This is a genomic window from Mycobacterium sp. IDUB_37 (assembly GCF_055419245.1).
This window is the reverse complement of the sequence record NZ_JBVAXG010000003.1, coordinates 41,446-67,619: the sequence shown is the minus strand read 5'-3', so window position 1 is coordinate 67,619 and position 26,174 is coordinate 41,446. Positions and strand designations below refer to the sequence as shown.

Sequence of the window (26,174 nt, the reverse complement as noted above, 5' to 3'; positions counted from 1 at the left end):
TACCGGCGTTGCAATACTGATCAGACCAAGTCTTCTGAAGAGGAGTCCTCCATGCCCATCGCAACGCCCGAGATCTATGCCGAGATGCTGGGACGTGCCAAGAAGAATTCGTATGCCTTCCCGGCCATCAACTGCACCTCCTCGGAGACCGTCAACGCGGCCATCAAAGGCTTCGCCGATGCCGGCAGTGACGGGATCATTCAGTTTTCGACCGGCGGCGCGGAATTTGGCTCCGGCCTGGGCATCAAGGACATGGTGACCGGGGCGGTTGCGCTGGCTGAGTTCACCCACGTGATCGCCGCCAAGTACCCGATCAACGTCGCGCTGCACACCGACCACTGTCCGAAGGACAAGCTCGACACCTACGTCCGGCCGCTGCTCGCGATCTCTGCCGAACGAGTGGCGGCGGGTCGCGATCCGTTATTCCAGTCACACATGTGGGACGGCTCCGCGGTGCCGATCGACGAGAACCTGGAGATCGCCCAAGAGCTGCTGAAGAAGGCGGCCGAAGCCAAGATCGTTCTCGAGATCGAGATCGGTGTGGTCGGCGGGGAAGAGGACGGCGTCGCCAACGAGATCAACGACAAGCTCTACACCACCCCGGAAGACTTCGAGAAGACCATCGATGCGCTGGGCCACGGCGAGCACGGCCACTACCTGCTGGCCGCCACCTTCGGCAACGTGCACGGCGTCTACAAGCCCGGCAATGTCAAGCTGCGCCCCGACATCCTGGCCCAGGGCCAGAAGGTGGCTGCGGCCAAGCTCGGCCTGTCTGACGACGCTCAGCCGTTCGACTTCGTGTTCCACGGCGGATCCGGTTCGGCGAAGTCGGAGATCGAAGAGGCGCTGCGGTACGGCGTGGTGAAGATGAACGTCGACACCGACACCCAGTACGCGTTCACTCGCCCGCTCGCCGCGCACATGTTCACCAACTACGACGGCGTGCTCAAGATCGACGGCGAAGTGGGCAACAAGAAGTTCTACGACCCGCGCAGCTACCTCAAGAAGGCCGAGGCCGCGATGACCGAGCGTGTTATCGAGGCCTGCAACGACCTGCACTGCTCCGGAAAGTCCGTCTCCGGCTAAGCGGTTTAGGACCCGCCGCGGGGCTACAGACCCTGAATGGCGGTAACCGGCCAGCAAATTCCGTCTGCGGGGTCAGCTGGACTGGCAGATCTTCCACTGATCGTCGCGGAATTGCAGATCGAGGCTGCGGGTCGACCGAAGCTGCGGGTCGTAGGCCATGAACGTGGTGATGTTGGCCTCGGCGTGCTGTCCGTTGACCACAACCTGGTCGATGCTGGCGATGACCGGGTACTGCTTGGCCGCGGACACCCGTTGGTAGGTCTCCGACCAAGCCTTCTCCTCGTACTCGACGTAACCGTCGCGAGTGCTGCCGCAGGTGATGCTGCGTAGCGCGGTCAGATCGCCCCGCTGCACCGCAATGTCGAAGTTCTGGATGGTCTGCTTCACCTGGTCCTCTTGCGAGGGCTTGGAATTGTTCTTGCCGGTCAACAGGATGGTTCCGAAGATGGCGATCGCCGCCAGGGCCAGCACGATCACCACGATCGCCAGCACCCAGCCCAAGTTGCGGCCCTTGGCAACCGATTTGACTCCGGTGCGCGGCGGAATCGCTTGTGGCACCGCAGTTTTCGGCGGCAACGGCTGCGGTGGTGGGGGCGGCGGCGTGGCCGGTGCCGGGCGGGTTGCGAAGGCCTCGGTGGCCGCCTCCGGAGCGGTGGCGATCACCTGGGTTTCCTTATCGTCGAATCCGGGGGCGGTGAAGCGGCGCTCGGGTTCGGCGTCCGCGGCGGCTGCCTCGGGAGTGGGCTCCGGTTCGCGCTTGGCGATCACCAGGGTCTCCGTTTCTGAGTCGCCGGCTAGCAGCGGTTGGGCCTCGGTTGGTTCGGTACCGGGTTCGCCCGGTTGGCCGGTGCCGTCGCGTTCGGGCTCGGGTGCGTTGGGCATGGATGGAGCTTAGCGACCATCCACGACGTTGGTGCGAACGTGGAGTGAGACGGGGTTTGCGGGATTGGCAAGATGTAGGACATGACTCCGATGGGTGATCTTCTGGGACCTGCTCCGATCTTGCTGCCGGGCGACAAAGAGGCGGAAGACGGCCTGCGCGCCGGTGAAAACCCCAGCATCGTCGCCGCTGCGCACCCGTCGGCGTCGGTGGCCTGGGCCGCGCTTGCCGAAGAGGCGCTGGACAACGACAAGGCCGTCACCGCCTATGCCTACGCCCGGACCGGCTACCACCGCGGCCTGGACCAGTTGCGCCGCAACGGCTGGAAGGGCTTCGGGCCGGTGCCGTATGCCCACGAGCCGAACCGTGGCTTCCTGCGGTGCGTGGGGGCCCTGGCGCGGGCGGCGGACACCATCGGCGAGACCGACGAGTATCGCCGTTGCCTGGATCTGCTCGACGACTGCGACACCTCGGCCCGCGAGGCGCTGGGTCTTTAGAAGCTTTCGGCGCACCCATGAAGGCCTCTAGCTCGCCACTAGAACGTCTCTTCGCAGTGCCCGTCCGGGCAGTCGATCTGCACGGTCGCGTGGTCGAGCCCGCGCGCCGTCAGCACCGCACGGGCCTCCCGCAGCACCTGCGCGGAGTCGCCGTCGCTGGTGAGGTGGGCGGTGACCATGTCCTTGCCCGGCGAGAGTGTCCAGACGTGCAAGTCGTGCACGTCTTTCACGGTGTCCAGCCCGCCGAGCGCGGACCGCAACTCATCGACGTCGATGTGTGCCGGCGATGACTCGGAAAGAATCCGAAGTGCGGCGCGGGCCAGCGAGACAGCCCGGGGCAGTACCCACAGTGCGACCAACACGGCAACCACCACGTCGGCGTAGGGCCAGCGGGTGGTGACGGTCACGATGCCGGCAATCAGGACGCCGATGCTGCCGACCGTGTCGGCGACGACCTCCATGTAGGCGCCCTTGACCGCCAGGCTGTCCTCGGAATGTGACCGCAGCAGCATGGCCACCGCGAAGTTGGCGGTCACGCCGGCCAGCGCCACCACGATCATCGGTACGCCGGGGACCGCCGGCGCTCCACTGTCGAGCCGGTCGATCGCCTCGTAGAGGATGAACAGCGCGACCCCGACCAGCAACACGGCATTGGCCACCGCGGTGAACACCTCGGCGCGATGCCAGCCGTAGGTGCGATCCGGCGATGAGCTGCCCTTCTTGGCCAGAATCACCGCGACCAAACCCATGAACACCGCGACCACGTCGGTGAGCATGTGTCCGGCATCGGCCAGCAGCGCGATCGAGTTGATCAGCAGCGAGGTGGTCAGCTCGATGACGAAGAATGTCGCCAGGATGCACGCCGCGCCGATCATCTTCGGGATCATTCGCGACGCGTCCGCCTCAGCGGGGGTGTGGCTGTGTCCGGCTCCCATGGAAAGCAATATATGCGGATCTATGCATGTATTGCAATGGTCAGAACCAGGCGCCCCAGAAGCGGGTCAGAGCACCGCCCGCTGTCGCAAGTGTCGGCGGCAGTCCGGACAGGCTGAAAAGCCAGTACACAATGTCGAACAACCACTGGTTAACTGCCGGGGTCAACAGCAGGAACAGCAGAGCGAAGACGCCGTACTGCTTGGCGGGTGCGATCGCGCGCTGCGTCTCCGGGCTCAGATGCGGTTCCAAAGCGTCGTAGCCGTCCAGGCCTGGGATCGGCAACAGGTTCAGCAGCACCGCGGTGATTTGCAGGAACCCGAGAAAGGCTAACCCGGCCGCCAGCACTCGATGGGCCGGGTCGTAGAACACCTCGGTTGCCGCCAGCAGCAGCACCGCGAGCACCAGATTGGCAGCCGGGCCCGCCAGGCTGACCAGGGTGCGCCGGGTCGGTGTCATGAACCAGGTGCGCAGGTACACCGCTGCGCCGGGCAGGCCGATCCCGCCGAGCGCGATGAAGACCAGCGGTAGCAGTAGCGACAACCCGGGATTGCTGTAGCGCCGCGGATCCAGCGTGAGGTACCCGCGAACCGCGGCATCGTGGTCGCCGAAGCGCCACGCCGTGTAGGCATGCCCGAACTCGTGCAGGCACAGCGACACCAACCAGCCCGCGATCACGAGGATGAACACCCCGGCGTAGGCGAGCGGGCGCACCGCGGATCCGGCCATCCAGGCCAGCACCCCTCCGGCCGCCGTCAAACCGATCAGGCCGAGAAAGATCGGGCTGGGTCGCACTGACTGGTGCACACCCCTACCGCTCACGGTCGAAAACTACCGGACCAGCAGCCAGCCCTCCACGTTGCGGTAGAACGTCGACCGTCGCACCGGACGGCGCACGGCGACGCCGTCGCGCACCACAACGGCGGCCGTCGTACCCAACTGGGCGGCGCGGCCACCGACCCACCTTCGGAACGGTCGGCCTGTGTGCAGTGCCGCCCGCAAGCCGGGCAGAGCCAACGTCGGTTCGATCGACACACCGGTGGCTTCGCCGTCGAACAGCACGGTGTCGTCGACCACCGCCTCGCCGCGGAACGAGCTCGTCTCGTCGGACGGCAGCCAACTGGCCCGGCCGACCATCACGGTGCCGGTCTCGTCGCGAATCAACGGCACCCGGCGAGCGGTCCCGCCCCGGGCTCGGCGCGCGGCGCGGTGCCCAGCGGGCAGCCGGTAGGCGCGGGTCGCGGGGGTGCGTCGGCGCGGCGCGTAACCCACCTCGACATCGAGGCGAGCAGTGCGCAACAACCGGGTCAACACCATGGCCAGCTGGGCGTCGTCGCCGACCACTACCAGCCGCCGATAGCTTCCCGTCAGCGCGTCGACCACGGCCTTGACGTCTTCGTCACCGTCGGCGCGATGGGCGGGCAGATCCGTCAACGGACGCGGTAGCCGTGCGTCTCCGCACTGCAATACCGCCGTGCTGGGCGCCTGATTGGCCGCTTTCACAGATTTTTCATGGCTTTTGCATGCCTTTGCTCAGGCTCCCCGCTACTTGCTGGGTATGGTTGGTCACCGGCTGGACCACAATAAGCGGGCGGAACCCGCCAGACCAGGTGGGAGCGCGTCATGCCGGCAATCGTCCTCATCGGCGCCCAATGGGGCGACGAGGGCAAAGGTAAGGCCACAGATCTGCTCGGTGGCCGAGTTCAATGGGTCGTGCGCTACCAGGGCGGCAATAACGCCGGCCACACTGTGGTGCTGCCGACCGGCGAGAACTTCGCCCTGCACCTCATCCCGTCGGGCGTGCTGACGCCCGGGGTCACCAACGTCGTCGGCAACGGGGTGGTGATCGACCCCGGCGTTCTGCTCGACGAGCTGAAGGGGCTCGAAGACCGCGGCGTCGACACGTCCAAGCTGCTCATCTCGGCCGACGCGCACCTGCTGCTGCCCTACCACGTGGCCATCGACAAGGTCACCGAGCGCTACATGGGCAGCAAGAAGATCGGCACCACCGGGCGGGGCATCGGGCCTTGTTATCAGGACAAGATCGCCCGGATGGGGATTCGGGTGGCCGACGTGCTCGACCCCGACCAGCTGGCGCACAAGATCGAAGCCGCGCTGGAGCTCAAGAACCAGATCCTGGTGAAGATTTACAACCGCAAGGCGCTCGAGCACGACCAGATCGTCGAGGCGCTGCTGCAGCAGGCAGAAGGATTCAAGCACCGCATCGCCGACACCAGGCTGCTGCTCAACTCCGCGCTGGAGGCCGGCGAGACGGTGTTGTTGGAGGGCTCGCAGGGGACCCTGCTCGACGTTGACCACGGCACCTACCCGTACGTCACGTCGTCGAATCCGACCGCTGGTGGCGCCGCCGTCGGGTCCGGTATCGGTCCGACCCGGATCAGTGCGGTGCTCGGAATTCTCAAGGCCTACACGACCAGGGTGGGTTCCGGCCCGTTCCCGACCGAGTTGTTCGACGAGAACGGCGAATACCTGTCCAAGACGGGCGGTGAGTTCGGCGTCACGACCGGCCGGCGCCGCCGCTGCGGCTGGTTCGACGCCGTCATCGCGCGCTACGCCACCCGGGTCAACGGCATCACCGACTACTTCCTGACCAAGCTGGACGTGTTGTCCAGCCTCGAGACGGTGCCGGTGTGTGTGGGCTACAAGATCGACGGGAAGCAGACCCCGGAGATGCCGATGACCCAGAGCGACCTGTGCCGCGCCGAACCGGTCTACGAGGAACTGCCCGGGTGGTGGGAAGACATCTCCGACGCACGTGAATTCGACGACCTGCCCGCCAAAGCCCGCGATTATGTGCTGCGGCTGGAAGAGCTTGCCGGGGCGCATGTTTCGTGCATTGGCGTCGGTCCGGGACGGGACCAGACCATTGTGCGCCGCGATGTCCTGGCAGCGCGGCCGTGACGGATTCTGATCCCAGCCCTGATCCCACAGCACTCGATCCCGACTACGAACACCACGGCGGTTTCCCGGAATACGGCGCGGCTGATCCGGGTGCGGGTTTCCGCCAATTCGTGACGTCCATGCGCCGGGTGCAGGATCTGGCGGTGTCGGCCAACCCGGATGACGACGTCTGGGACCAGGCGGCCGCACACGCGGCGGCGCTGGTGGAGTTGTTAGGGCCGTTTCAGGCCAGTGAGGGCATGGCACCCGCCGGGCGCACGCCGGATCTGCCCGGCATGGGCAGTCTGCTGATGCCGCCGTGGACACTGACCCGCTATGGGCCGGACGGCGTCGAGATGACCGGATATTTCAGCCGGTTCCATGTCGGGGGCAACATGGCCGTGCACGGGGGAGTGCTGCCGCTGCTGTTTGACCACATGTTCGGCATGATCTCGCACGCTGCCAATCGCCCGATCAGCCGAACGGCGTTCCTGCACGTCGACTACCGCAAGATCACCCCGATCGACACGCCGCTGGTCATTCGTGGGCGGGTCGCCAGCACCGAGGGCCGCAAAGCGTTCGTGTCCGCAGAACTGGTCGACGGTGACGAAACCGTGCTGGCCGAAGGCAACGGCCTGATGGTGCGGTTGTTGCCCGGCCAGCCTTAGTTGGCGGGCTATTGATTCGGATTCGGCGGCACCACGATGATGGTCGCCCCGGGTATCGCCGCCAGCGTCGCCGCGAGGTTGGCCACCACGCCGGGTGGTAGTCCCTGGGGCAGGCCAGGAAACTGTGCTGCCGCGGCGGCGGCCGGGATCGCCGGGGTGTTGGCCGCGGGCCGGGTGGCCGCCGGACTTCCACCCTTGCCGCCTGCGAGGGTGGGTTGCTCCGCTGGGGTCGACGATGAACCCCTCGCCGCCAGGCCGGCGAGGCTGGTGCCGGCCAAGCCGGCCACCGCCATGGCCGCGTAGCCGCCGTCGGACTCGTCGCCTGTCATCACTATGGGAGTCGTGCCCGGGAACATTGCGGCGACTTGGCGCACCGCCGGAGGCATGAACCAACTCTGCGGAACCGAGAGGCCGCCGATACCGGCTGAAGTGCCGGAGAATGCAGCTGCCCCTGCGCCGGGCATCCTCGTTGCGAACTGACCCCGGCCGACAATCGGCGGCAGCTCGGGAGCGCTCCCTCTGCCTTCGAAGATCTCGTCCTCTTCGAGCTCATTGCCCTCTTCGAGTTCTTCTTCCTGCATTTCGTCGCTGCGTACCTGTTCGCTGAACTGCCCCAACGCGACGATCAAGCTGGCGCCCGCGAGGCCCGCTGTGGCGAGCACCAGAATGTCGAGATCCTCGAATGGATTTGGCAACGCGTTCAAGATTGTCGCGATGTCATCCGCCACATCGGCAACGGGGGCAGCGGGCGCTGCGACGGCCAGAGCGCTCTCGTTGGTGGTCCCCGGTGGCGGGGTGAACGGCGCCAACTGAGCGGCGGCTTCCGAATTCCCGGCGTAACTCGACATCGCGACGATGTCTTGGGCCCACATTTCGCCGTAGTCGGCCTCGCCGGTCGCGATCGCCGGCGTGTTCTGCCCGAAAATATTGGTCTGGGCCAGCGCCCTCGTGGTGGTGCGGTTGGATGCGATCGCCGTTGGCGGCACCGTCGCCGCGTACGCCGCCTCGTATGCGGCGGCGGCGGACAGGGCTTGGCTAGCTGCCTGCTCCGCTTGGGCGGCGGTCGCCCGCATCCAGGCCATGTAAGGTGCCGCCGCGGCGGCCATCGACAGCGACGACGGACCCAGCCACTGCTGACCGTTGAGATTGGAAATCACCGAGGCATAGGACTGCGCCGTCGCGTTCAGCTCGTTGGCCAACCGCTCCCAGGCTGCCGCGGCTTGCATCAGCGGAGCCGAACCAGGACCGGAATAGATTCTGGCCGAATTGATTTCGGGGGGAAGTGCGCTGAACTCCATGCCTAACATCGGGGCGCCCCTCCCGGGCCTTCGGCGGTGTTCAGGGACTCGGTGACTGCATACGAGCCGGTGCTCGCGAAGTCGCTCGCGGCGGCACTCAGCATATGCGGCTGGGTCGTCACGAATGACATGAGCTTCTCCTCAAGTAATTCTGGAACGGGATTCGTTCACCCTCGGTAAAGCAGAGTTTCACAAAAGTTCATTTGATGAGTCGAGACGCGTCGTTCTCACAGGCGCACATATCCTTGAGTCCGCAGGCGGCTTCGACCAGTGCCGGACTACTACCGAGCGAGGGGGTGAGCTGGTGACCGACGGTTTGGCTGAACAGCAGGATAAGACCGGCGACCAAGAGCGCCCAGCGGCGGCTGAAGGTGGCGCCACCACTGTTTTCCCCGTCGGGACCATCCCCGCCCCGGCGCCCGCCGCGCCGTTCGAGCCGTTGGACGAAGTTGATGATGCCGACGTCGGGCCCCGAGTACTGCTGCTGGGATCCGACGAGTCCGGCCGGGAGCTGACGGTTGCGTTGCAACGACTGGGCGCGGAGGTGTTCACCGCCGACGCCGATAGCTTGACCAACGCCGACGAGCTCACCGCAACGCTGGAGGGGCTTCAACCCGACTTCGTGGTGACCCTCGCCGACGCCGTCGACCTGATTGCTGTCGACGGCCTCGACGCCGGGGACGCAGAACTGGTACCGAGTGCCCGCGGTGTGCGGCTGACCGCCGATCGGGAAGGCCTGCGCAAGTTGGCCGCCGACGAACTCGGCCTGCCCACTGCGCCGTTCTGGTTTGTCGAATCGCGCGCCGAACTCGAGGCCGTGGCCGCCCACGTGGGTTTCCCGTTGTTGGTCAAACCTGCCACCGGACCGCAGGGTCGGGGTCGAGCCGTGGTTCGGGATGCCGGTGAGGTGGCGGGAGCCTGGGAACGCGTGACTGCGGGTGGGAGTGGTCGGGTCTGGGTGGAGACGATCGTCGAGGTCGAGTTTTTGGTCACGCTGATCGTTGTGCGCAGCGAAAGCTCGTCGGGTCCGATCATCGAGTTCTGCAGCCCCATTGGGCACCGCAGCGACGACACGGGCGCCCTGGAATCCTGGCAGCCCCAGCAAATGAGCCCGGCGGCACTTGATGCGGCCAAATCAATTGCCGCCCGTATCGTCAAGGCGCTGGGTGGGCGCGGAGCTTTCAGTGTCGAGTTGATGATCAACGGCGACGAGGTGTACTTCGCTGAGGTCGCCGTGGGTCCACGGGACAGCGCCTGGGTGACGCTGCGCAGCCAGCGACTTTCGGCATTCGAATTGCAGGCCCGCGCCATCCTGGGGGTAGCGGTGGACGCCATGATGGTTTCCCCGGGGGCAGCGCGGGTGATCGACCATGGCCCGGCCGCGCCGGGGGCCGCGCCCAATGGTGACGTACTCGCCGCCGCGCTCGCCGTGCCGGAAAGCGACCTGCGTGTGTTCGACCCGGAAGGCACCGACGGGCCGCCGAAGTGGGGGCTGGCGCTGGCCACCGCGCCGGACGTGTCCACCGCCCGTGACCGCGCCCGACAGGTCGCCACCCGGCTAAATGTGCGAGACTCTCGCGCGTGAGTTATGCAGGAGATATCACGCCGCTCCAGGCTTGGAAATTGTTGACCGACAACCCAGAGGCCGTGCTGGTGGACGTGCGGACCGATGCCGAATGGCGGTTCGTCGGAGTCCCGGATCTGTCGAGTCTGGGCCGCGATGTGGTCTACATCGAATGGAATAAGTCGAACGGACAGCACAACAACGACTTCCTCGCCGAGCTGCAGGACAAGCTCCCCTCCGGTGAAGCGGACCGGCCGGTGGTATTCCTGTGCCGCTCGGGCAACCGTTCCATTGGCGCGGCCGAAGTCGCCACCGCGGCCGGCATTGCGCCGTCTTACAACGTGCTGGACGGCTTTGAAGGTCAACTCGATGCGCAGGGGCACCGCGGTGATTCGGGCTGGCGCGCGGTCGGGCTGCCCTGGAAACAGGGCTGATAGCAGGGGTGAAGCACGAATGACTGACAGCGACTCGATCCGCACGCCCAAGGCACTGCCCGACGGCGTCGGCCAGGCCACCATCGGCGTGCGGGGTGGGCTGACCCGGTCGGGGTTCGAAGAAACCTCCGAGGCGCTGTTCATGTCGTCGGGCTACGTGTACCCGTCGGCATCCGTCGCCGAGCAATCATTCACCGGCGAGGTCGACCACTACGTCTACTCCCGCTACGGCAATCCGACTGTGAACATGTTCCAGGAGCGGTTGCGCCTGATCGAGGGAGCACCGGCGGCCTTCGCAACCGCGAGCGGGATGGCCGCGGTTTTCGTCTCGCTAGGCGCCTTGCTGGGGGCCGGGGACCGGTTGGTCGCGGCACGCAGCCTGTTCGGGTCGTGCTTCGTGGTGTGCAACGAAATCCTGCCGCGCTGGGGGGTGGAGACCGTCTTCGTCGACGGTGACGACCTTTCGCAGTGGGAGCAGGCCCTATCGGTGCCCACCCAGGCGGTGTTCTTCGAGACGCCGTCCAACCCGATGCAATCGTTGGTCGACATCGCGGCGGTCACCGAGATGGCACACGCCGCGGGTGCAAAAGTGGTGCTGGACAACGTCTTTGCGACACCCCTTCTGCAGCAAGGGTTCCCGCTCGGGGTCGACGTCGTGGTGTACTCGGGTACCAAGCACATCGACGGTCAGGGCCGGGTGCTCGGTGGCGCCATTCTGGGCGACAAGGAGTACATCGACGGCCCGGTGCAGAAGCTGATGCGGCACACCGGCCCCGCGATGAGCGCCTTCAATGCCTGGGTGATGCTCAAAGGCCTTGAGACGCTTGCGGTTCGGGTTGAGTACAGCAACAACTCAGCGCAGCGCATCGCAGAGTTTCTGCAGGACCATCCCGCGGTGAGCTGGGTGCGTTATCCGTTCCTGCCGTCGCACCCGCAGCATGATCTCGCCAAGCGTCAGATGACCGGTGGCGGTACGGTTCTCACCTTCGAGCTGGACGCCCCCGAAGGCAAAGCGAAGCAGCGCGCCTTCCAGGTGCTGGACAAACTTCGCTTGATCGACATCTCCAACAATCTGGGCGACACGAAATCCCTTGTTACGCATCCGGCGACGACCACGCACCGCGCGATGGGTCCGGAAGGTCGCGCCGCCATCGGGCTCGGTGACGGCGTGGTGCGCATCTCGGTCGGCCTGGAAGGCACCGACGATCTGATCGACGATATCGACCAGGCTTTGGGTTAACCCGGCGTGCCGTAGAGCAGCCCTTTGGTTCCGCCGGCGCCGTTGAGACCAGGCGATCCAACGCTCACCCCGCCGTGGCCGCCATTGCCGAACAGGACAGCGTTACCGCCCGCGCCACCCCTGCCGCCGGCGATTCTGCCGCCGTCCCCGCCGTCGCCGAACAACCCGCGGTGCCCTGGCACGGGGGCTGGCTAACCCGCCGCCTTCTGTTCGCTCTGCAAGGCCTCGCCGGCCCGTTCAGCCTGCTCGGCCTTTTCGGCAGCTGCCAGTGCCCCCTGAGCTTGGGCTTCCGTCATCCAATTGATCACCGATCTCGCGTAGATCATCTGGCTGGTGATGGCCATCTGTCCGCGCGTGCGGCCCCCGAAGGAAATCACCCAGGAGAACAAGGCGGCAACCCGGTTCCGGTGACCGACCAGGTACGCCAGGTGCAGGACCAGCCACGCCAGCCAGGCGATGAAGCCGCCGAACTCCAGCTTGCCGACCTGCGCGACCGCGCTGTACCGCGAGATCGTCGCCATGCTGCCTTTGTTGAAGTACTTGAACGGCTCGCGAGTCGCCGGGTCGTCCTTGCCTTTGACGGCGTTCTTGATCAACTTGGTGGCGTAGTGCGCACCCTGAATCGCGCCCTGTGCCATCCCCGGAACCCCGGGTACCGACGCCAGGTCGCCGAGCACGAAGACGTTCGGATGGCCCTTGACGGTGAGGTCCGGCTCAACGACGACCCGTCCAGCGCGGTCCGTCTCGGTGCCGTCGGACTGGCTGGCGACCATCTTGCCCAGCGGGCTGGCCTGCACGCCGGCGGCCCAGACCTTGCAGGCGCATTCGATGCGGCGCTCGGTGCCGTCCTTCTCTTTCACCGAGATGCCCTTGTAGTCGACGGCGCTCACCATTGCGTTGAGCTGGACCTCGACGTCCATCTTTTCCAGCCGCCGTTGTGCTTTGCCGCCTAACTTTTCGCCCATCGGGGGTAATACCAACGGCGCGGCGTCGAGCAGGATCACCCGGCATTCGCTGGGTGTGATGGTCCGGAACGCGCCGGCGAGCGTGCGTTCGGCGAGTTCGACGATCTGCCCGGCCACCTCAACGCCGGTCGGTCCGGCGCCGACCACGACGAAGGTCAGGCGACGTTCCCGCTCGGCCGGGTCAGTGCTGACCTCCGCGGCCTCGAATGCGCCCAGGATGCGGCCACGCAACTCCAAGGCGTCGTCGATGGTCTTCATGCCGGGTGCATAGGTGGCGAAATGATCGTTGCCGAAGTAGGACTGTTGCGCGCCGGATGCCACGATCAGACTGTCGAACGGGATCACCGTGTCCATGTCCATCAATTTCGATGTGACCGTCTTGGCCTTCAGATCGATGGCGATGACGTCGCCCAGCAGCACCCGCACGTTCTTCTGCCTGCGCAGGATCAGCCGGGTCGTCGGGGCGATGTCGCCCTCGGACAAGATCCCGGTGGCCACTTGGTACAGCAGCGGCTGGAACAGGTGGGTGGTCGTCTTCGAGATCAGGGTGATGTCGACGTCAGCCCGCTTGAGTTTCTTGGCCGCATTCAAGCCGCCGAACCCACTTCCGATGATGACGACACGGTGGCGTTGGCCGCCGGTCGACAGTTCGCTGGATGGGGGCGTCATGGTCCTCCTTTGGTCTGGCCAGTGCGGCGCATGTACACCGTACGGCTCCACCGGGCAAAGGTGAATGTTTACGTGGCCAAAGCCTGTCTATATACCCCTATGGGGTATATATTGGGACGATGGATGCCGGACGTGGGTCGCTTGGGCGACCCACGTCGTGCCGGACATCCGCGCTCGCGGTCACCGTCGTCGCTTTGCTGCTGCTCGGAGCCGCCAGCGGCCACTGCGGGCTGCCGCGTTTTGCGCTGCACGCGCTCGACGAGTCTTCTGCCGTCGCACGCCAATCGGTGATCACACCCGATTCCGGTTCCGCGCACCTGCCCGACGACGACACGACATCGGCATGCCCGGCGAAATTGTTGGCGGCGGCAGTCGAGCACGCAGTAGGACCGGCCCTGCTCGGCGCGACGATCGTGACACCGGCGGCTGTTGTCACCGCGCTTGTCGGTCTGGTTGCCGCGGCAGTCCGGGGTCCGCCCGGTCGCTACTTCGCACCTCTAAGTGGTCAAGCCCGCTTGGCCCGGTTCTGCGTATCTCGCCGCTGATCATTCGGCGCGCCTCGGCGCGCTCCTCAGCGACCACGCAGACAGCAACCGACTTTGAGGTGACAGGACAATGGATTTCGGAGCTCTTCCACCAGAAATGAACTCCGCACGGATGTACACAGGCCCCGGCGCTGGGTCGATGCTAGCCGCCGCGTCAGCTTGGGACGCCCTGGCCGACGAGCTCTACGCCGCGGCCAGCGGAGGCAACACCGTTGTCGCCGCGCTGGCAAGTGACGGCTGGCTCAGCCAGGCATCGATGTTGATGACGGCAGCTGCGACGTCGTACTTTGCCTGGTTGAGTTCCACAGCGGCCCAAGCGCAACAGACGGCCCGCCAACTGCTGGCTGCCGCGGGGGCCTTCGAATCGGCGTTTGCGGCTACCGTCCCCCCGCCTTTGATAGCGGCCAATCGTGCGTTGGTGCTGGTGCTGACCGCAACCAACGTGCTGGGTGTCAATACGCCCGCGATCGCGGCCGCCGAAGCGGACTACGGCGAAATGTGGGCCCAGGATGCGGCAGCCATGTACGGCTATGCGGCTTCGTCCGCGGTCGCGGCGACCTTGCCGGAGTTCGCGCCGCCGCCCGAGGTGGCCAACGCGGCTGGGCCGGCCAACCAGGCGCTGGCCGTCGATCAGGCATCGGCGCTGGCACGCCTGACGGCTGCGGTGCCCCAGGCATTGCGACAGCTCGCGGATCCCATGGACGCGGTGAGCTCGGTGATCTCGCCGGCCAGCACCGGCACCTCGATGGTGAGTTCGTTGACGTCGGCGATGTCGTCACTGAGTTCGGTGGCTGATGCGCTCGGGTCTTCAACTGTCGCTTCGTCGGAACTGGCCGCGGTGTCGGCGCCGATCGCTGTCGGGCCGGGCGCGGCTGGACCGGGCGTTGTCGCCGAGGTTGGCAGAGCGACGTCGCTCGGCCAGTTGTCGGTACCGACGAGTTGGGCGGCGGCGCCGGCGAGCGTAATTGGCGGGCAGGGGTCGGGATTCGGTGCAGCGACTGTGCCGGAAGCGGGTACCGGTGCGGCGGCGAACATGATGGGCGGGCTGCCGATCACCGCTGCCACCCGCGGCGAAAATTCCGCCAGCAGTGCGGGTTGGCGGCCCGCGCTGCCGGACGGCTTCCGCCTCACTATGGTCCCGCGGTTCGAGGCTGGCGGCTAGCGGGCTATCGCAGGAACGATCACCGTCAGGTCGTTCCCACGGCGCTCGACGTTCATGCCGGCTCTGCGACCGACGGCAGCGACTGCGGCGGCACTGTCGGGCTCGGCTCGCGTTGTGGCCAGAGCGCGGGCCAGGTGGCCCTTGTGGGCCTTGTTGAAATGCGTGACCACGGTCCGACGGCCGTCGGGATGCTCGGCCAGTACGTCGACGCTGACGGCGGTGGCGAGCCGGCCCAGCCCCACATACGAGCCCGAGCGCAGATCGACGATCAAGTCGTTGGCGGCCAGTTCGGTGAGCACCGGCTCGAGCAGCGGCCGCCACCGGGTCGCCAGCGAAGGTTTCCCGGGCAATTTCGAAGTGGCGGAGAGCCGATAGGCGGGCACCTGATCGTCCGCCCGAAGCAGACCGAACAATGCCGATCCGATGGCCAGCCGAGTACGCGCACGCCCTGCCGCCGCGCCGCGCAGCGAATCGAAATCCAGTGCGTCATAAAGAACTCCCGTGTAGCGACGGATGGCCGGCAGGGTCGGCGCGGTTCGCAGCGTGGCGTTGCGCTCAATCTCCGCGTCTTGCGAAGGAGAGATGCCCAGTGCCGATCGGCATGCCGCGGGATTGGACGCGAGATCGACGAGTTCGTCTACCAGCGCAGACCGCAGCGAGCCCAGTTCCGGGTTGCCGAGATGATCCAGTCGCAGTGCGGGTCCGTCGCCCCCACCTCGTTTGGTCTCCGATGGCGGCAGCAGCACGATCACGGGGCAGACCTTAGTCCGACGGCGTTCCGGTCGGCCCGCTTAGTATGTGTAACTTAGGCATGCCTAAGGAAAGGTTGAAGACGCGTTGACGCAGCCGATGAGCCGATGTACCGGCTCAGTGTGGTCGGCGCGCTCGGGGAAGACCCGCTGTGGCCGACCCGGTTGTCGGTGCCGACTTTGCTGGGCGCCGCACGAGGGTACGGACGTCCTGCGCCGCTACCGCCGGGGCCTAAGGGGCTGCCGGTCGTCGGCTCTTTCTTCGAACTGCGGCGCGACCCCTTCGCGCTGATCAGCCGCGGTGCCGCCACTTACGGTGACATCTTCCGCATTCCGATGCCGGTCCTGGACATGGTCGCGGTGACCCACCCCGACCTGCTGCACGAATTCATGGATGATTCCGACGGGCTGTACAGCCGGTACGACCTGCTCGGCCCGCTGCTGAAGCTCATCGGAGCCAACAGCATCATGCTGGAAGGCCCGAAACTGCGGGAACGCCGCAAGATGCTGATGCCGATGTTCACCCGTCGGCACATGGTGACGATGGCCGACATCTTCTGCAGTGAGTTCGACGAACGATTGAGCCGGTGGTCGTCCTGGGCAGTGGCGGGGCAGCAGGTGGATCTGCAATATGAGATCTCCCTGACGACGTTGAAGGTGTATCTACGGACCCTGTTCTCCGCGTCGATCGGTGAGCGGGAACTCCGCCGGTTGGATGCCGACATGCGGGCGATCACCGGTCTGCTCGGCCTCACCACCTTGATGGTTCCTTTTCCTAATCTCCTTCCGCGACAAGGGAAATCGAGTCTGCTGTCGGCACTGGCGCGGATCTACCGGTTGGTCGGACGGATGATCAAGGACCGCAAAGCCAACCCGCTGGAAACGCCGGACTTTCTCGACACTCTGCTCGATGCCCGCTACGAGGATGGCTCTGCCATCTCCAGGGCGGATTTGGCGGCCGAGATCGTCGGCCTGCTCGGCGGCGCATACGACCCCACCGGGGCGGCGCTGACCTGGACGGTCGCTCTGTTGCTGGGCAACCCCGACCAGTTGGCCAAGCTGTATGAGGAGGTCGATGCGCTCGGCGGCGCGCTGCCCACGTTCGACGACATGTCCCGGTTGAGCTGGACCAAGGCGTGTTTCGATGAGGGACAGCGGATGCCGACCACAACAGCTTTCATGCGGCGAAAGCGTACTGGGCCTAGGTGCTCGTCGAGCGTGAAGCCAGCTTCACATTGGGTGCGGCCGCTGCGTTGCCCCCGCGCTCTACGTGGGCCAGGAACTCGCGTTGGTCCGGTAGTTCGCATTGGGGCCGGTGCAGAAGTCCGAGTTGGTTCCGGACAGCAGGACGAAATAGCCATCGGTTTTGCGGCCGGTGTAGGGCGGATAGCTCCAGCCGCTGTTGCACATCGAGGTGGGCGTGCCCACGGTCGCGCGGCGCCAACTGCCCTTCACGCACTCTCGCAGGGCGTCCACATTAGAAACGTTGGCCTTGACGATCACCAGCATGCCGCCGCCCCACTGGCCGTCGGCGCGTCGATACGCGCGTGCCCCGAAGCCGGCCCCGTTCGTCTGACATCCCAGGGCCCGCTGCAACGGCTGAAAGACGGTGGCAAGGTTGCGATCCGCGAGACCTGCTGCGGCGTTGATGAATCCGACGGCGTCGTTGCCGTCGACCTCTTGAACGTTGGGGTCCTTAAAGCTGTACAGCTGCTGCGACACCGCAGCGGAGCTACCGCCGCCGACGACGGGCCCGCTGCCGGTGGGCGTCATCGGCGGCAACGTGGCGGCCGGATCGGCTGCGGCGGAGGGCGTCAACGACAACGCAGTCAGGGACACCGCGGCAATAGCGACAACGCGCGCAACGAGTTTCATGGCCTTACCTTCCGGGCGGCATAGGTGGGGCGTCCTCGGGGACTACCTCGGCGCCGATCTTGCGAAACAGAATGTCGGCCTGGTTGGTGTAGTTGCCCTGGTCATCGAACGCCTCGGGCGCGTAGGTGACCGCCACCGCGATCGCGACCCGCTGCGACGGCAGGTACGCCTCGACGGCCGCCTCCCCGGAGAACAGCGGATTCTGCATCAGCCATTTGCCCGAGGTCACGATGCCGAGGCCGTAAGTGTATCCATCGCTTTGCTCCATGCAGGTGGGGCAACCAGGTTGGGTGCGCGTCTTGCCGCGCAGATCGGTCGACACCATCTTCTTGTACGAATCGGTCGTCAGCAACCTGCCCGAACCGATCCCGACCGCGGTGGCCTCCAGGTCGTAGATGTTGGTTGTCTGAATCGCCCCATGCGTAATGGTCCAGGACGGGTTCCAGTAGGTCGACTCCTCGTAAAACGGCGTTCCGGCAGGGATTTTCAGAAACTCGCGGCGCTCAGAACTGAAGGCGTGCAGGGGTGGCTGCGGAATCTCGGGTGTCTCGGAGTTAGCGGTGGCCGTCAGCCCCAGCGGCGCAAGCACTTTGGATTGCAGCAGGGACGGCATGTTGTCGTTGGTGGCCTTCTCCAGCGCCAGGCCCAACAAGACGTAGTTGGTATGTGAATAGTTCCAGTTCGTCCCCGGCTCGTACAACAGCGGCCGTGCTGAGATCTGGCCGAGTATCTCCTGAGTCGTCCACTGCCGGAACGGGTTAGCGTAGAGCGCGTTGTTGAAGGGATCGTTGCCGATGACGTAGTCGGGGTAGCCGGAGGTCATCTGGGCCAGCTGGCCCAGCGTGACGCGATCGGCGTGCGGAAAGTCGGGCAACCACTTGGACAATTTGTCCTCGAGGCTGACCTTCTTCTCGTCGACCAGTTTGAGCAACAACGTCGACACGTAGGAGATCGCGACCGCGCCGTTGCGGAAGTGCATGTTGGTGGCGGCGGGCACCCCGGTCATCGAATCGCCGACCGCCTGCGTCACCACCTCCTTGCCATCGACCGTCACCCGCACGATCACCGCCCGCAAATGTGCCTGCCCCATGAAGTCGCGGACAACCCGCATGACTCCGTCGGCCTTGCTCGCCGGGCTACCCGACGGCGGCGGAGACGATGCCGTCCCCACCCTCGGCACCCCGCAGCCAGCCACAAGGACCAGCGCTAAAGCCAGCGCAAAAGCCAGACCGGCGATCCTTCGGAGCGTAGGCAACATAGGTGTGTTCTACCGGAATGCGGACAAACCGGTGAATGCTTGACCCAACACCAGCTGGTGCATTTCCGGCGTGCCCTCATAGGTCAGCACCGATTCCAGGTTGACCATGTGTCTGATGACCGAATATTCCAGCGATATCCCGTTGCCGCCCAGGATGGTTCGGGCGGTCCGGCAGATCTCGATCGCCTCCCGGGTGTTGTTGAGCTTGCCGAAGCTGACCTGGTCGGGGCGTAGGCCCACGCCGTCCTTGAGGCGGCCCAGGTGCAGCGAAAGCAACTGACCCTTGTGTAGCTCGACCGCCATGTCGACGAGCTTCGCCTGGGTCAATTGGAATCCCGCGATCGGTCGGCCGAATTGGGTGCGCTCAGTTGCGTAGTCCAATGCGGACTGCCAGGCGGAGCGGGCCGCACCCATCGACCCCCAGATGATTCCGTAGCGGGCCTCTGACAGGCAGCCCAGCGGTCCTTTGAGGCCGGCGGCGCCGGGCAGCAGGGCTTCGTCGGGCAACCGCACGTCGTCGAGTACCAACTCGCTGGTGATCGACGCGCGCAAAGACAGCTTGTGATGGATGGTGTTCGCCGTGAAGCCGGGTGTGTCGGTGGGAACGATGAAGCCCCGAACACCGTCCTCTGTCACCGCCCACACCACGGCGACGTCGGCGATCGAACCGTTGGTGATCCACATCTTGCGGCCGTCGAGTACCCAATCCGAACCGTCGCGCTTGGCCCGAGTTGTCATCGCGGCCGGATCGGATCCGGCGTCGGGTTCGGTCAGTCCGAAACAGCCGAGCAGTTCGCCGGATGCCATACCCGGCAGCCACTGCTGCTTCTGCTCCTCGGAGCCGTTATTCCAGATCGCGAACATGGCCAACGAGCCCTGCACCGACACCAGCGAACGGATGCCGGAGTCGGCGGCCTCCAGTTCCAGGCACGCAAGCCCGTAGTGGACCGCGGATGCGCCCCCGCAGCCGTAGCCCTCCAGGTGCATTCCCAGTAGTCCCAGTTCGCCGAACTGCTTGGCCAATTCGCGCGCCACTGGCAGGTCGCCGTCTTCGAACCATTGGCCAACGTGCGGGATCACGTGCTCTGCGCAGAAAGCGCGAACCGTGTCGCGCACGGCGATCTCATCATCGGACAGCGACGCGTCCAGGCCGAGCGGGTCATAGCGGTCAAAGGGCGGCGTACCAGCGGTGCTCATCACTCAATCCTGCCCTGGGCCGGTAGTCTCGCTGCATGCAATTGGGGCGGGGGACTGCATTCCTGGGCGGGATTGCCGCCGATGTCGTCGCCATCTTGGTCTTCTGCGCCCTCGGGCGCCGCAGCCATGACGAGGGTCTCAACGTCACCGGCATCGCCAGTACGGCATGGCCGTTTCTCACCGGGACGGTGCTGGGCTGGCTGTTGTCCCGCGGTTGGCGGCGACCTACGGAGGTGGCACCCACGGGGGTGATCATCTGGGTATCGACCGTGGTGGTCGGCATGCTGCTGCGCAAAGCCAGCTCGGCCAGCGTCGCGGGAGCATTCATCGTGGTCGCGTCGACGGTTACTGCAGTGTTCTTGCTCGGATGGCGGGCGGCGTTCAGCCAGCTCGCACGGCGCCGATCGGATGGTTGACGGGCGGGGGGCCCTATTGGTTCGCGAGGACGGCGACACTTGGGATCCGGGCACTGGCGTCGGTGTCACGGCGACTTTCGGTGCGCTGGCCAGGGCGGTGGGCACCAACAAGGGCGTGCTCGACGATCCGTTCGCCGAGCCCTTGGTCCGCGCCGCCGGGCTGGATTACTTTATCCGGTTGATCGGAGACCAACGCTACGCGGCTGACGGCAGCGAGGACCCACAGATGGCCGGCATGCTCAGCATCCTGGCAGTGCACGGGCGGTTCCTGGACGGGTTCCTGACCAGCGCCGCACGGGCGGGCATTCGCCAGGTGGTCAACCTCGGATGTGGTCTGGACACGCGGCCGTATCGGCTCTGGTGGCCGCCCGGAACGACGGTGTACGAGCTCGACCAGCCGGGTGTGATCGAGTTCAAGGAGAAGGTGCTGCGCGAACTGGGCGCCAAACTCGCCACCCATCGCCGTGCGCTGGGCATCGATCTCCGCGGCGACTGGCTCACTGCGCTTCGCCGAGTCGGATTCGACCCCACTCAACGCACGGTGTGGATCGCCGAGAACCTGCTGCTTGGCTTTTTGCCGCCGGAAGCCCAGGACCGGCTGCTGTTGGACCTCAGCACGGTAAGCGCGCCCGGTAGCTGGTTCGCGGCGGACCACATGCCCTGGACCCCGCTGCAGCTACGGGAAGGGCGGGCTTTCATCGAAGGCTGGCGGCAGCAGGGCCTGGACACCGACCTGACCAAGTTGACCTACACAGCCGAATTCCGTTCTGTGCCTGAGAACTTGGCGGCCCGAAACTGGCAGACGACCGACCGAAGCCTGGCTGAGTTGCTCACCAGTATGGGTCTGCCCGGAGGTCGTCGAGTCAGTTCGCATGACCTCGCAATCACCCCCAGGTACATCACCGGCATTTCTGGTGAGGCTCGTGACCGGAATGCTTCTCGGTGACGCGCGTTAGTAGTAGTCATGCCCAGTCCGCAATTCGTCGCAGCCGGCCTAGCTGACCCGCTGGCCCAGCCCCTGCTCGTCGAGTTGGCGGACGAGTACGCGCTGCGATACGGCGGCGAACCGGCGCGATATGCGGAGTGGCTCGTCTCTGGTCCCGAGGGTGAGTTTGCGGCGCCGCACGGCGGCATGCTGATCGGCGTAGTCGACGGTCAATCGGTGACCGGCGGCGCTTTCTGCCGATACGACTCGGAGACAGCCGAGCTCAAGCGCGTCTGGACACATCGCGACCATCGTCGGCGCGGTTACGCGAAGGCACTTTTGGCCGAACTGGAACGTGAGATCGCGACCCGCGGGTACAGCAAGGTGTACCTGATCACCGGTGATCGCCAACCCGAGGCTGAGGAGTTATATCGCTCGACCGGGTACACCCGGCTGTCAGAACCGTTGCCGGCCCGGGGGCCGGTCTTTCCGATCGCCTTCCTGAAGGGCCTGAAAAAGGGACAACCATGACTTTGCATCTCGGGGTTGGGCTGGACGGGTATGGCTGGCATCCGCAAGCGTGGGCGCGGGTCGCGCCTTCCGAACGGCGACGCTCGGTGCTCGGCGGACGCTACTGGGCTGACCTGGCGATCACCGCCGAACGCGGACTACTCGACTTCCTCACCATTGATGACACCCTCATGCCGCAGATCGGACGGGGCGAACGGATTCGTCCCGAGCGTCTGGCCGGCCGCGGCGATGCCGTGCTGGTCGCGGCGCGCATCGCCCCGGTGACGCGGCACATCGGGTTGATCCCGGTAGCCACCGTCACGCATACCGAGCCTTTCCACGTCTCCAAATCCATTGCCACCCTTGACTATGTGTCGCATGGCCGGGCCGGCTGGCAGCCGCGGGTCACCTCGACCGCGCACGAGGCGGCGTTGTTCGGCCGTCGGTCGGCGGACGGCGAAGGACTCTTCGATGAGGCCCGCGACTTCGTCGAGGTGGCGCGCAGGCTCTGGGACAGCTGGGAGGATGACGCGATAATCCGCGACGTGTCCACCGGGCGCTACATCGACCGGGACAAATTGCATTACATCGACTTCACCGGAAAGTTCTTCTCGGTCAAGGGGGCATCGATCACGCCCCGCCCGCCGCAAGGTCAGCCGGTGGTGGCCGTGCTGGCCCACTCCACACCCGTCTACGAGTTCGCGGCCGATGCTGGGGATCTGGTCTTCATCACACCTACCGACGATGCGTCCTTGCACCGCATCCTCGACGAGGTGCGTGGCTTCAGCGCGACGCTGAAAGTCTTTGCCGACATCGTTGTTTCGTTTCATGGTGACGGCGACTTCACCTCGGACACGCTGGTCTGGGCCGGCACCGCAACCGAGTTGGTCGATCTCCTGCTGGGCTGGCGGCGGTTGGGTATCGACGGCGTGCGGTTGCGTCCGGCGGTGAACGCCACCGATCTGCCGCTCATCGTCGACGAAGTGGTTCCACTGCTGCAGCGCGCCAATGAATTCCGTGCTGCCTACCGGGATTCGGAAACGTTGCGAGAACGGTTGGAGCTGCCGGTCGCGCTCAACAGGTATGCGGAGGCGAACCGGTGATTCCACTGTCGATCCTGGACTTGTCGCCGATCAGCGCCGGTAGTGACGCAGCCACCGCGCTGCACAACACGATTGAACTGGCCCAGAGTGCCGAGCGTTGGGGCTTCCGCCGTTACTGGGTGGCCGAGCACCACTTCGTCGGCGTCGCCAGTTCGTCACCGGCAGTGCTGATCGGCCAGATAGCGGCCGCTACCAACAGCATTCGGGTCGGCGCGGCCGCGGTTCAGCTGGGCTACACCACTGCGGTCGCGGTCGTCGAGAACTTCGGGATGCTCGATGCGTTTTATCCCGGACGCATCGACCTCGGTGTCGGCCGCTCCGGACAGCGTCGTTCCGACGCGAACAAGCCCAGACCGCCCAGAGAGCCTCGTCCGCCCCGGGTGCGCCATGAGGTTGACGGCGTGGTGGTCCCCGCGCCGTTTGATTTACGCGGGCTGCTGGACCTGGCAAACCTGCAGGCGACCATGGCGATACTGCAGCAGCCAGAAGCGGTTTCGCCAGACTTCTCCGAGCAACTCCGCGACATCGTTGCGCTGTTAGAGGGCCGCTACAGCGCTGGTGACGTCGAGGTGCACGCCGTGCCCGGCGAAGGTTCCGGATTGAGGCCGTGGATCTTCGGCAGCAGCAGGGGACAAAGCGCGCGCGTTGCCGGCGCACTGGGCCTGCCGTTCGTCGCCAGCTATCACATCACGCCGGCCACCGCCCTCGAAGCCGTCGACGCCTACCGCGATTCCTTCGTCCCATCAACAGGCCCGGCAGCCTTGCAGCAGCCCTACGTGGTGGTGTCCGCCGACATCGTTGTCGCCGACGACACCGACACCGCCCGGCACCTTGCCGCCAGCTACGGGCATTGGGTGTATTCGATTCGAACCGGCGTGGGCGCCATGCCTTATCCCGATCCAGCCGACTGCGCGCCGCTGACCGACGAACAGTTGGCGGTGGTCAGCGACCGACTCGAGACGCAATTCGTCGGCAACCCAGACGAGGTTGCCGATCGGTTGGAGGCTCTGCAGCGGGTTACCGGGGCCGACGAATTGGTCGTCACCTCGGTCACGCACCGGCATGCGGACCGGCTACGCTCGCATGAACTGATCGCCCGTCGATGGGGGATAACCTCTTGACTCGCAAGCCAATTCATCTGGCAGCGCATTTTCCCGGGGTCAACAACACGACCGTGTGGACCGATCCCACCGCCGGTAGTCAGATCGAGTTCGAGTCGTTCGTGCACCTTGCCCGCACTGCCGAACGAGGTCTGTTCGACTTTCTCTTCCTCGCCGAGGGTCTGCGACTGCGGGAGCACCGCGGCCGTATTCACGACCTGGATGTAGTGGGTCGCCCGGACACCTTCACCGTGCTGGCCGCGCTGGCCGGGGCCACCGACCGGATCGGTCTGACCGGGACCATCAACACCACTTTCAACGAACCTTTCGAAGTGGCAAGACAATTCGCGACGCTCGACCACCTTTCAGACGGCCGTGCCGGATGGAACATCGTCACCTCGTCGGACGCGTTCACCGGCGAGAACTTTCGTCGCGGCGGCTTTCTAGGCCACACGGACCGGTATCTGCGGGCCGAGGAATTCGTCACCGTGGCACGGAAATTCTGGGACAGCTGGGCGCCGGATGCGGTGGTGGCCGACGTTGATGCCGGCGTGTACGTCGACCCGGTGGGAATCCGCCGCGTCGAGTATTCGGGTGCGCAGTTCGACGTGCGCGGTTTCGCGACCTTGCCCGCGGGGCCGCAGGGCCATCCGATCCTGTTGCAGGCCGGCGATTCCGACGAAGGACGGGCATTCGGCGCCCGATACGCCGATGCGTTGTTCACTCTGCACGGCTCACTGGAAGACGGTCAGCGGTACTACGCCGACGTGAAAGGCCGGGCTCGGTCCTATGGCCGAGACCCAGACCAGCTCAAGGTCTTTCCCGCGGCAACCTTCGTCCTCGGCGACACCGACGACGAAGCTCAGGACAAGGCGCGCCACATCCGCTCTCAGCAAGTCAGTGGTGCCACCGCGATCACGATGCTGGAACAGGTATGGGGCCGTGAGCTGTCCGACTACGACCCGGACGGCTCGCTGCCGGATTTCGATCCCGTCGTCGACAGCAACATCACCCAGGGTCGGGTTCGGCACGGTGACCCGGTCGCGGTGGCGCGGCGGTGGCGGGAACGAGCCGCTGCGGACAATTTGTCGATCCGTGAGTTGATCATCGCGGTGACGAGTCGTGAGCAGTTCGTCGGCACTGCCGCCCACATTGCCGGCGAGATCGACCGCTACGTCCAAGCCGATGCCTGCGACGGGTTCATCCTGGTGCCGCATCTGACGCCGCACGGCCTCGACGAGTTCGTCGACCGGGTGGTGCCGCTACTGCAGGAGCGTGGTCTGTATCGCGCCGAGTACCCCGGCGAGACGTTGCGCGAGAATCTGGGGTTGTCGGCTTAGCGAGCGCCGGCCTTTCTTAGAGCGGCATCCGTCGCCTCGCTGATCGGGCCGCGCCACAGCGGCCCGTGGCCCGGTGCCAAGATTTGGGAGTCCACCCCTGCTAGTTCCGACAGGGTCCGGATGCAGGTGTCCTGGCTGTAGCTGAAGATCGCCGGCAACAGCTGCGGCCCGTCCTGGGGGATCAGGGGATGGCCGGTGACCAGCGCGTCCCCGCTGGCCAGCACTCCGTCGACCAGATATGAGCAGTGGCCGTTGGTGTGTCCCGGGCTGAAGACGGGCCGAGGTTGGCCGGGTAACCGGGCGGCGATCTCGGGTGTCAGTGGCTGGGCGGTCGGTATGCCTTCGCGAATGAGGCCGCCACTGCGCACCACATGCGCGGTCCATTTAGCCCAGCGTGGCCGCCAAAGGCGCCGCGCCAGATCGCCGATCTTCACCTGCTCCAGGTATTCACGCTTGGCGTGGCCCACTTCGTCGGAGTGGCAGTACACCGGGGTGCGGTGTTCACGCGCGAACCAGATCGCGGTGCCGAAGTGGTCGATGTGGGCGTGGGTGAGCAGGATGGCGCGCAGGTCGCCGGGGCCGTAGCCCAGCTTGCGCAGCGAGGTCAGCACCTCCTGGCGATCGCCGGGGTAGCCGGCGTCGATCAGCATGACGCCGGTGTCGTCGGTCACCAGCACCCAGTTGACCGCGGGCCCGTGCGCGAGGTGAACGTTGTCGGTGATCTGAATGAGCTCCGTCTGCCCGGCCATGCCGCGAGTGTAGGAGCGATCGCATGCGCGGCGCGTCCGCGGTCTGCGCAAGGACAGCGCCCACCGGCCACAGGAGTCACACGCGTCACTGCCAGCGGACCGTTAGTCGA

27 protein-coding genes and 1 pseudogene are annotated in these 26,174 nt (G+C 65.8%); 16 read left to right on the top strand and 12 right to left on the bottom strand.

Translation table 11 applies throughout. The features are described from left to right. Positions 1-51: 51 nt before the first annotated feature. A complete protein-coding gene (fbaA, locus tag ACZY1I_RS11120; protein ID WP_463754450.1) occupies positions 52-1,086 on the top strand; it encodes a class II fructose-bisphosphate aldolase in 1,035 nt (344 codons plus the stop codon). A gap of 72 nt (positions 1,087-1,158) precedes the next feature. Here fbaA and ACZY1I_RS11115 read toward each other — a convergent pair whose 3' ends face one another. Beyond that, a complete protein-coding gene (locus ACZY1I_RS11115; protein WP_463754449.1) occupies positions 1,159-1,968 on the bottom strand; it encodes an Rv0361 family membrane protein in 810 nt (269 codons plus the stop codon). Positions 1,969-2,049: 81 nt separating this feature from the next. Between ACZY1I_RS11115 and ACZY1I_RS11110 the strand changes: the two genes are divergently transcribed. Beyond that, positions 2,050-2,463, top strand: a complete 414-nt coding sequence (locus ACZY1I_RS11110) for a DUF3151 domain-containing protein (RefSeq protein ID WP_463754448.1) — start codon at positions 2,050-2,052, stop codon at positions 2,461-2,463. Positions 2,464-2,501: 38 nt separating this feature from the next. Here ACZY1I_RS11110 and ACZY1I_RS11105 read toward each other — a convergent pair whose 3' ends face one another. Genes ACZY1I_RS11105 through ACZY1I_RS11095 form a run of 3 tightly spaced genes read right to left on the bottom strand, consistent with a single transcriptional unit; the run spans position 2,502 to position 4,899 of the window. Beyond that, positions 2,502-3,398, bottom strand: coding sequence for a cation diffusion facilitator family transporter (locus ACZY1I_RS11105; protein WP_463754447.1), 897 nt, complete (start codon positions 3,396-3,398; stop codon positions 2,502-2,504). A 40-nt stretch (positions 3,399-3,438) separates the two neighbouring features. Then, positions 3,439-4,218 carry a site-2 protease family protein gene (locus ACZY1I_RS11100; RefSeq protein ID WP_463754446.1) on the bottom strand — a complete coding sequence of 260 codons (780 nt, stop codon included), beginning with the start codon at positions 4,216-4,218 and terminating at the stop codon, positions 3,439-3,441. A gap of 9 nt (positions 4,219-4,227) precedes the next feature. Next, the gene (locus tag ACZY1I_RS11095; protein ID WP_463754445.1) at positions 4,228-4,899 is read right to left on the bottom strand and encodes a peptidase M50; all 672 of its coding nucleotides are present in this window, start codon (positions 4,897-4,899) and stop codon (positions 4,228-4,230) included. Between the two features lie 120 nt (positions 4,900-5,019). Between ACZY1I_RS11095 and ACZY1I_RS11090 the strand changes: the two genes are divergently transcribed. Together ACZY1I_RS11090 and ACZY1I_RS11085 are read left to right on the top strand one after the other, a co-directional pair. Continuing rightward, complete coding sequence (locus ACZY1I_RS11090; RefSeq protein ID WP_463754444.1) at positions 5,020-6,318, top strand: adenylosuccinate synthase; 1,299 nt, start codon at positions 5,020-5,022, stop codon at positions 6,316-6,318. Further along, positions 6,315-6,965: a PaaI family thioesterase gene (locus ACZY1I_RS11085; protein ID WP_463754443.1), complete on the top strand. Its 651-nt coding sequence runs from the start codon at positions 6,315-6,317 to the stop codon at positions 6,963-6,965. The genes ACZY1I_RS11090 and ACZY1I_RS11085 overlap by 4 nt, the downstream gene beginning before the upstream one ends. An 8-nt stretch (positions 6,966-6,973) precedes the next feature. On the opposite strand, the gene ACZY1I_RS11080 is transcribed toward ACZY1I_RS11085, so the two are convergent. Continuing rightward, positions 6,974-8,263 (bottom strand): PPE family protein, encoded by a 1,290-nt coding sequence (locus tag ACZY1I_RS11080; protein ID WP_463755085.1) that lies wholly within the window; start codon positions 8,261-8,263, stop codon positions 6,974-6,976. A gap of 439 nt (positions 8,264-8,702) precedes the next feature. Between ACZY1I_RS11080 and purT the strand changes: the two genes are divergently transcribed. Genes purT through ACZY1I_RS11065 form a run of 3 tightly spaced genes read left to right on the top strand, consistent with a single transcriptional unit; the run spans position 8,703 to position 11,501 of the window. Then, positions 8,703-9,848: a formate-dependent phosphoribosylglycinamide formyltransferase gene (gene purT / locus ACZY1I_RS11075; RefSeq protein WP_463755084.1), complete on the top strand. Its 1,146-nt coding sequence runs from the start codon at positions 8,703-8,705 to the stop codon at positions 9,846-9,848. Beyond that, positions 9,845-10,261, top strand: a complete 417-nt coding sequence (locus ACZY1I_RS11070) for a rhodanese-like domain-containing protein (protein WP_463754442.1) — start codon at positions 9,845-9,847, stop codon at positions 10,259-10,261. Before purT ends, ACZY1I_RS11070 begins: the two co-directional genes overlap by 4 nt. Before the next feature lie 19 nt (positions 10,262-10,280). Beyond that, the gene (locus ACZY1I_RS11065; protein WP_463754441.1) at positions 10,281-11,501 is read left to right on the top strand and encodes an O-succinylhomoserine sulfhydrylase; all 1,221 of its coding nucleotides are present in this window, start codon (positions 10,281-10,283) and stop codon (positions 11,499-11,501) included. Here ACZY1I_RS11065 and ACZY1I_RS11060 read toward each other — a convergent pair. Together ACZY1I_RS11060 and ACZY1I_RS11055 are read right to left on the bottom strand one after the other, a co-directional pair. Then, positions 11,498-11,683: a hypothetical protein gene (locus ACZY1I_RS11060; protein ID WP_463754440.1), complete on the bottom strand. Its 186-nt coding sequence runs from the start codon at positions 11,681-11,683 to the stop codon at positions 11,498-11,500. The two genes, ACZY1I_RS11065 and ACZY1I_RS11060, sit on opposite strands and share 4 nt — an antisense overlap. 9 nt (positions 11,684-11,692) lie before the next feature. Beyond that, entirely contained in the window at positions 11,693-13,135 is a 1,443-nt protein-coding gene (locus ACZY1I_RS11055; RefSeq protein WP_463754439.1) for an NAD(P)/FAD-dependent oxidoreductase, read from the bottom strand. Positions 13,136-13,254: 119 nt separating this feature from the next. Between ACZY1I_RS11055 and lpqS the strand changes: the two genes are divergently transcribed. Then, entirely contained in the window at positions 13,255-13,680 is a 426-nt protein-coding gene (gene lpqS, locus ACZY1I_RS11050; protein ID WP_463754438.1) for a putative copper homeostasis (lipo)protein LpqS, read from the top strand. Positions 13,681-13,750: 70 nt separating this feature from the next. Continuing rightward, on the top strand, positions 13,751-14,842 hold the full coding sequence (locus ACZY1I_RS11045) for a PPE family protein (protein WP_463754437.1): 1,092 nt from the start codon (positions 13,751-13,753) through the stop codon (positions 14,840-14,842). Here the strand turns inward: ACZY1I_RS11045 and yaaA are convergent. Further along, a complete protein-coding gene (yaaA, locus tag ACZY1I_RS11040; RefSeq protein WP_463754436.1) occupies positions 14,839-15,594 on the bottom strand; it encodes a peroxide stress protein YaaA in 756 nt (251 codons plus the stop codon). The genes ACZY1I_RS11045 and yaaA overlap by 4 nt on opposite strands. Before the next feature lie 105 nt (positions 15,595-15,699). On the opposite strand from yaaA, the pseudogene ACZY1I_RS11035 reads away from it, so the two are divergent. Beyond that, positions 15,700-16,767 (top strand): annotated as a pseudogene (locus tag ACZY1I_RS11035) (cytochrome P450); the annotation flags it as partial. 90 nt (positions 16,768-16,857) lie between these two features. Here the strand turns inward: ACZY1I_RS11035 and ACZY1I_RS11030 are convergent. Genes ACZY1I_RS11030 through ACZY1I_RS11020 form a run of 3 tightly spaced genes read right to left on the bottom strand, consistent with a single transcriptional unit; the run spans position 16,858 to position 19,921 of the window. After that, entirely contained in the window at positions 16,858-17,466 is a 609-nt protein-coding gene (locus ACZY1I_RS11030) for a hypothetical protein (protein WP_463755083.1), read from the bottom strand. 4 nt (positions 17,467-17,470) lie between these two features. After that, positions 17,471-18,721, bottom strand: a complete 1,251-nt coding sequence (locus ACZY1I_RS11025) for a serine hydrolase domain-containing protein (RefSeq protein ID WP_463755082.1) — start codon at positions 18,719-18,721, stop codon at positions 17,471-17,473. Between the two features lie 12 nt (positions 18,722-18,733). Continuing rightward, a complete protein-coding gene (locus ACZY1I_RS11020) occupies positions 18,734-19,921 on the bottom strand; it encodes an acyl-CoA dehydrogenase (RefSeq protein ID WP_463754435.1) in 1,188 nt (395 codons plus the stop codon). A gap of 35 nt (positions 19,922-19,956) precedes the next feature. Here ACZY1I_RS11020 and ACZY1I_RS11015 point away from each other — a divergent pair, with 35 nt between their 5' ends. The 6 genes from ACZY1I_RS11015 to ACZY1I_RS10990 are packed head-to-tail and all read left to right on the top strand — an operon-like array spanning position 19,957 to position 25,315. Continuing rightward, on the top strand, positions 19,957-20,337 hold the full coding sequence (locus ACZY1I_RS11015; RefSeq protein WP_463754434.1) for a DUF3054 domain-containing protein: 381 nt from the start codon (positions 19,957-19,959) through the stop codon (positions 20,335-20,337). Continuing rightward, the gene (locus ACZY1I_RS11010) at positions 20,330-21,283 is read left to right on the top strand and encodes an SAM-dependent methyltransferase (protein ID WP_463754433.1); all 954 of its coding nucleotides are present in this window, start codon (positions 20,330-20,332) and stop codon (positions 21,281-21,283) included. Before ACZY1I_RS11015 ends, ACZY1I_RS11010 begins: the two co-directional genes overlap by 8 nt. Before the next feature lie 18 nt (positions 21,284-21,301). Further along, the gene (locus ACZY1I_RS11005; RefSeq protein WP_463754432.1) at positions 21,302-21,793 is read left to right on the top strand and encodes a GNAT family N-acetyltransferase; all 492 of its coding nucleotides are present in this window, start codon (positions 21,302-21,304) and stop codon (positions 21,791-21,793) included. Further along, a complete protein-coding gene (locus ACZY1I_RS11000) occupies positions 21,790-22,875 on the top strand; it encodes an LLM class flavin-dependent oxidoreductase (RefSeq protein WP_463754431.1) in 1,086 nt (361 codons plus the stop codon). The genes ACZY1I_RS11005 and ACZY1I_RS11000 overlap by 4 nt, the downstream gene beginning before the upstream one ends. Next, positions 22,872-23,996: an LLM class flavin-dependent oxidoreductase gene (locus ACZY1I_RS10995; protein ID WP_463754430.1), complete on the top strand. Its 1,125-nt coding sequence runs from the start codon at positions 22,872-22,874 to the stop codon at positions 23,994-23,996. Before ACZY1I_RS11000 ends, ACZY1I_RS10995 begins: the two co-directional genes overlap by 4 nt. Continuing rightward, complete coding sequence (locus tag ACZY1I_RS10990; protein WP_463754429.1) at positions 23,993-25,315, top strand: NtaA/DmoA family FMN-dependent monooxygenase; 1,323 nt, start codon at positions 23,993-23,995, stop codon at positions 25,313-25,315. Before ACZY1I_RS10995 ends, ACZY1I_RS10990 begins: the two co-directional genes overlap by 4 nt. Here ACZY1I_RS10990 and ACZY1I_RS10985 read toward each other — a convergent pair. After that, positions 25,312-26,064 carry an MBL fold metallo-hydrolase gene (locus tag ACZY1I_RS10985; RefSeq protein WP_463754428.1) on the bottom strand — a complete coding sequence of 251 codons (753 nt, stop codon included), beginning with the start codon at positions 26,062-26,064 and terminating at the stop codon, positions 25,312-25,314. The two genes, ACZY1I_RS10990 and ACZY1I_RS10985, sit on opposite strands and share 4 nt — an antisense overlap. Between the last annotated feature and the right edge of the window lie 110 nt (positions 26,065-26,174).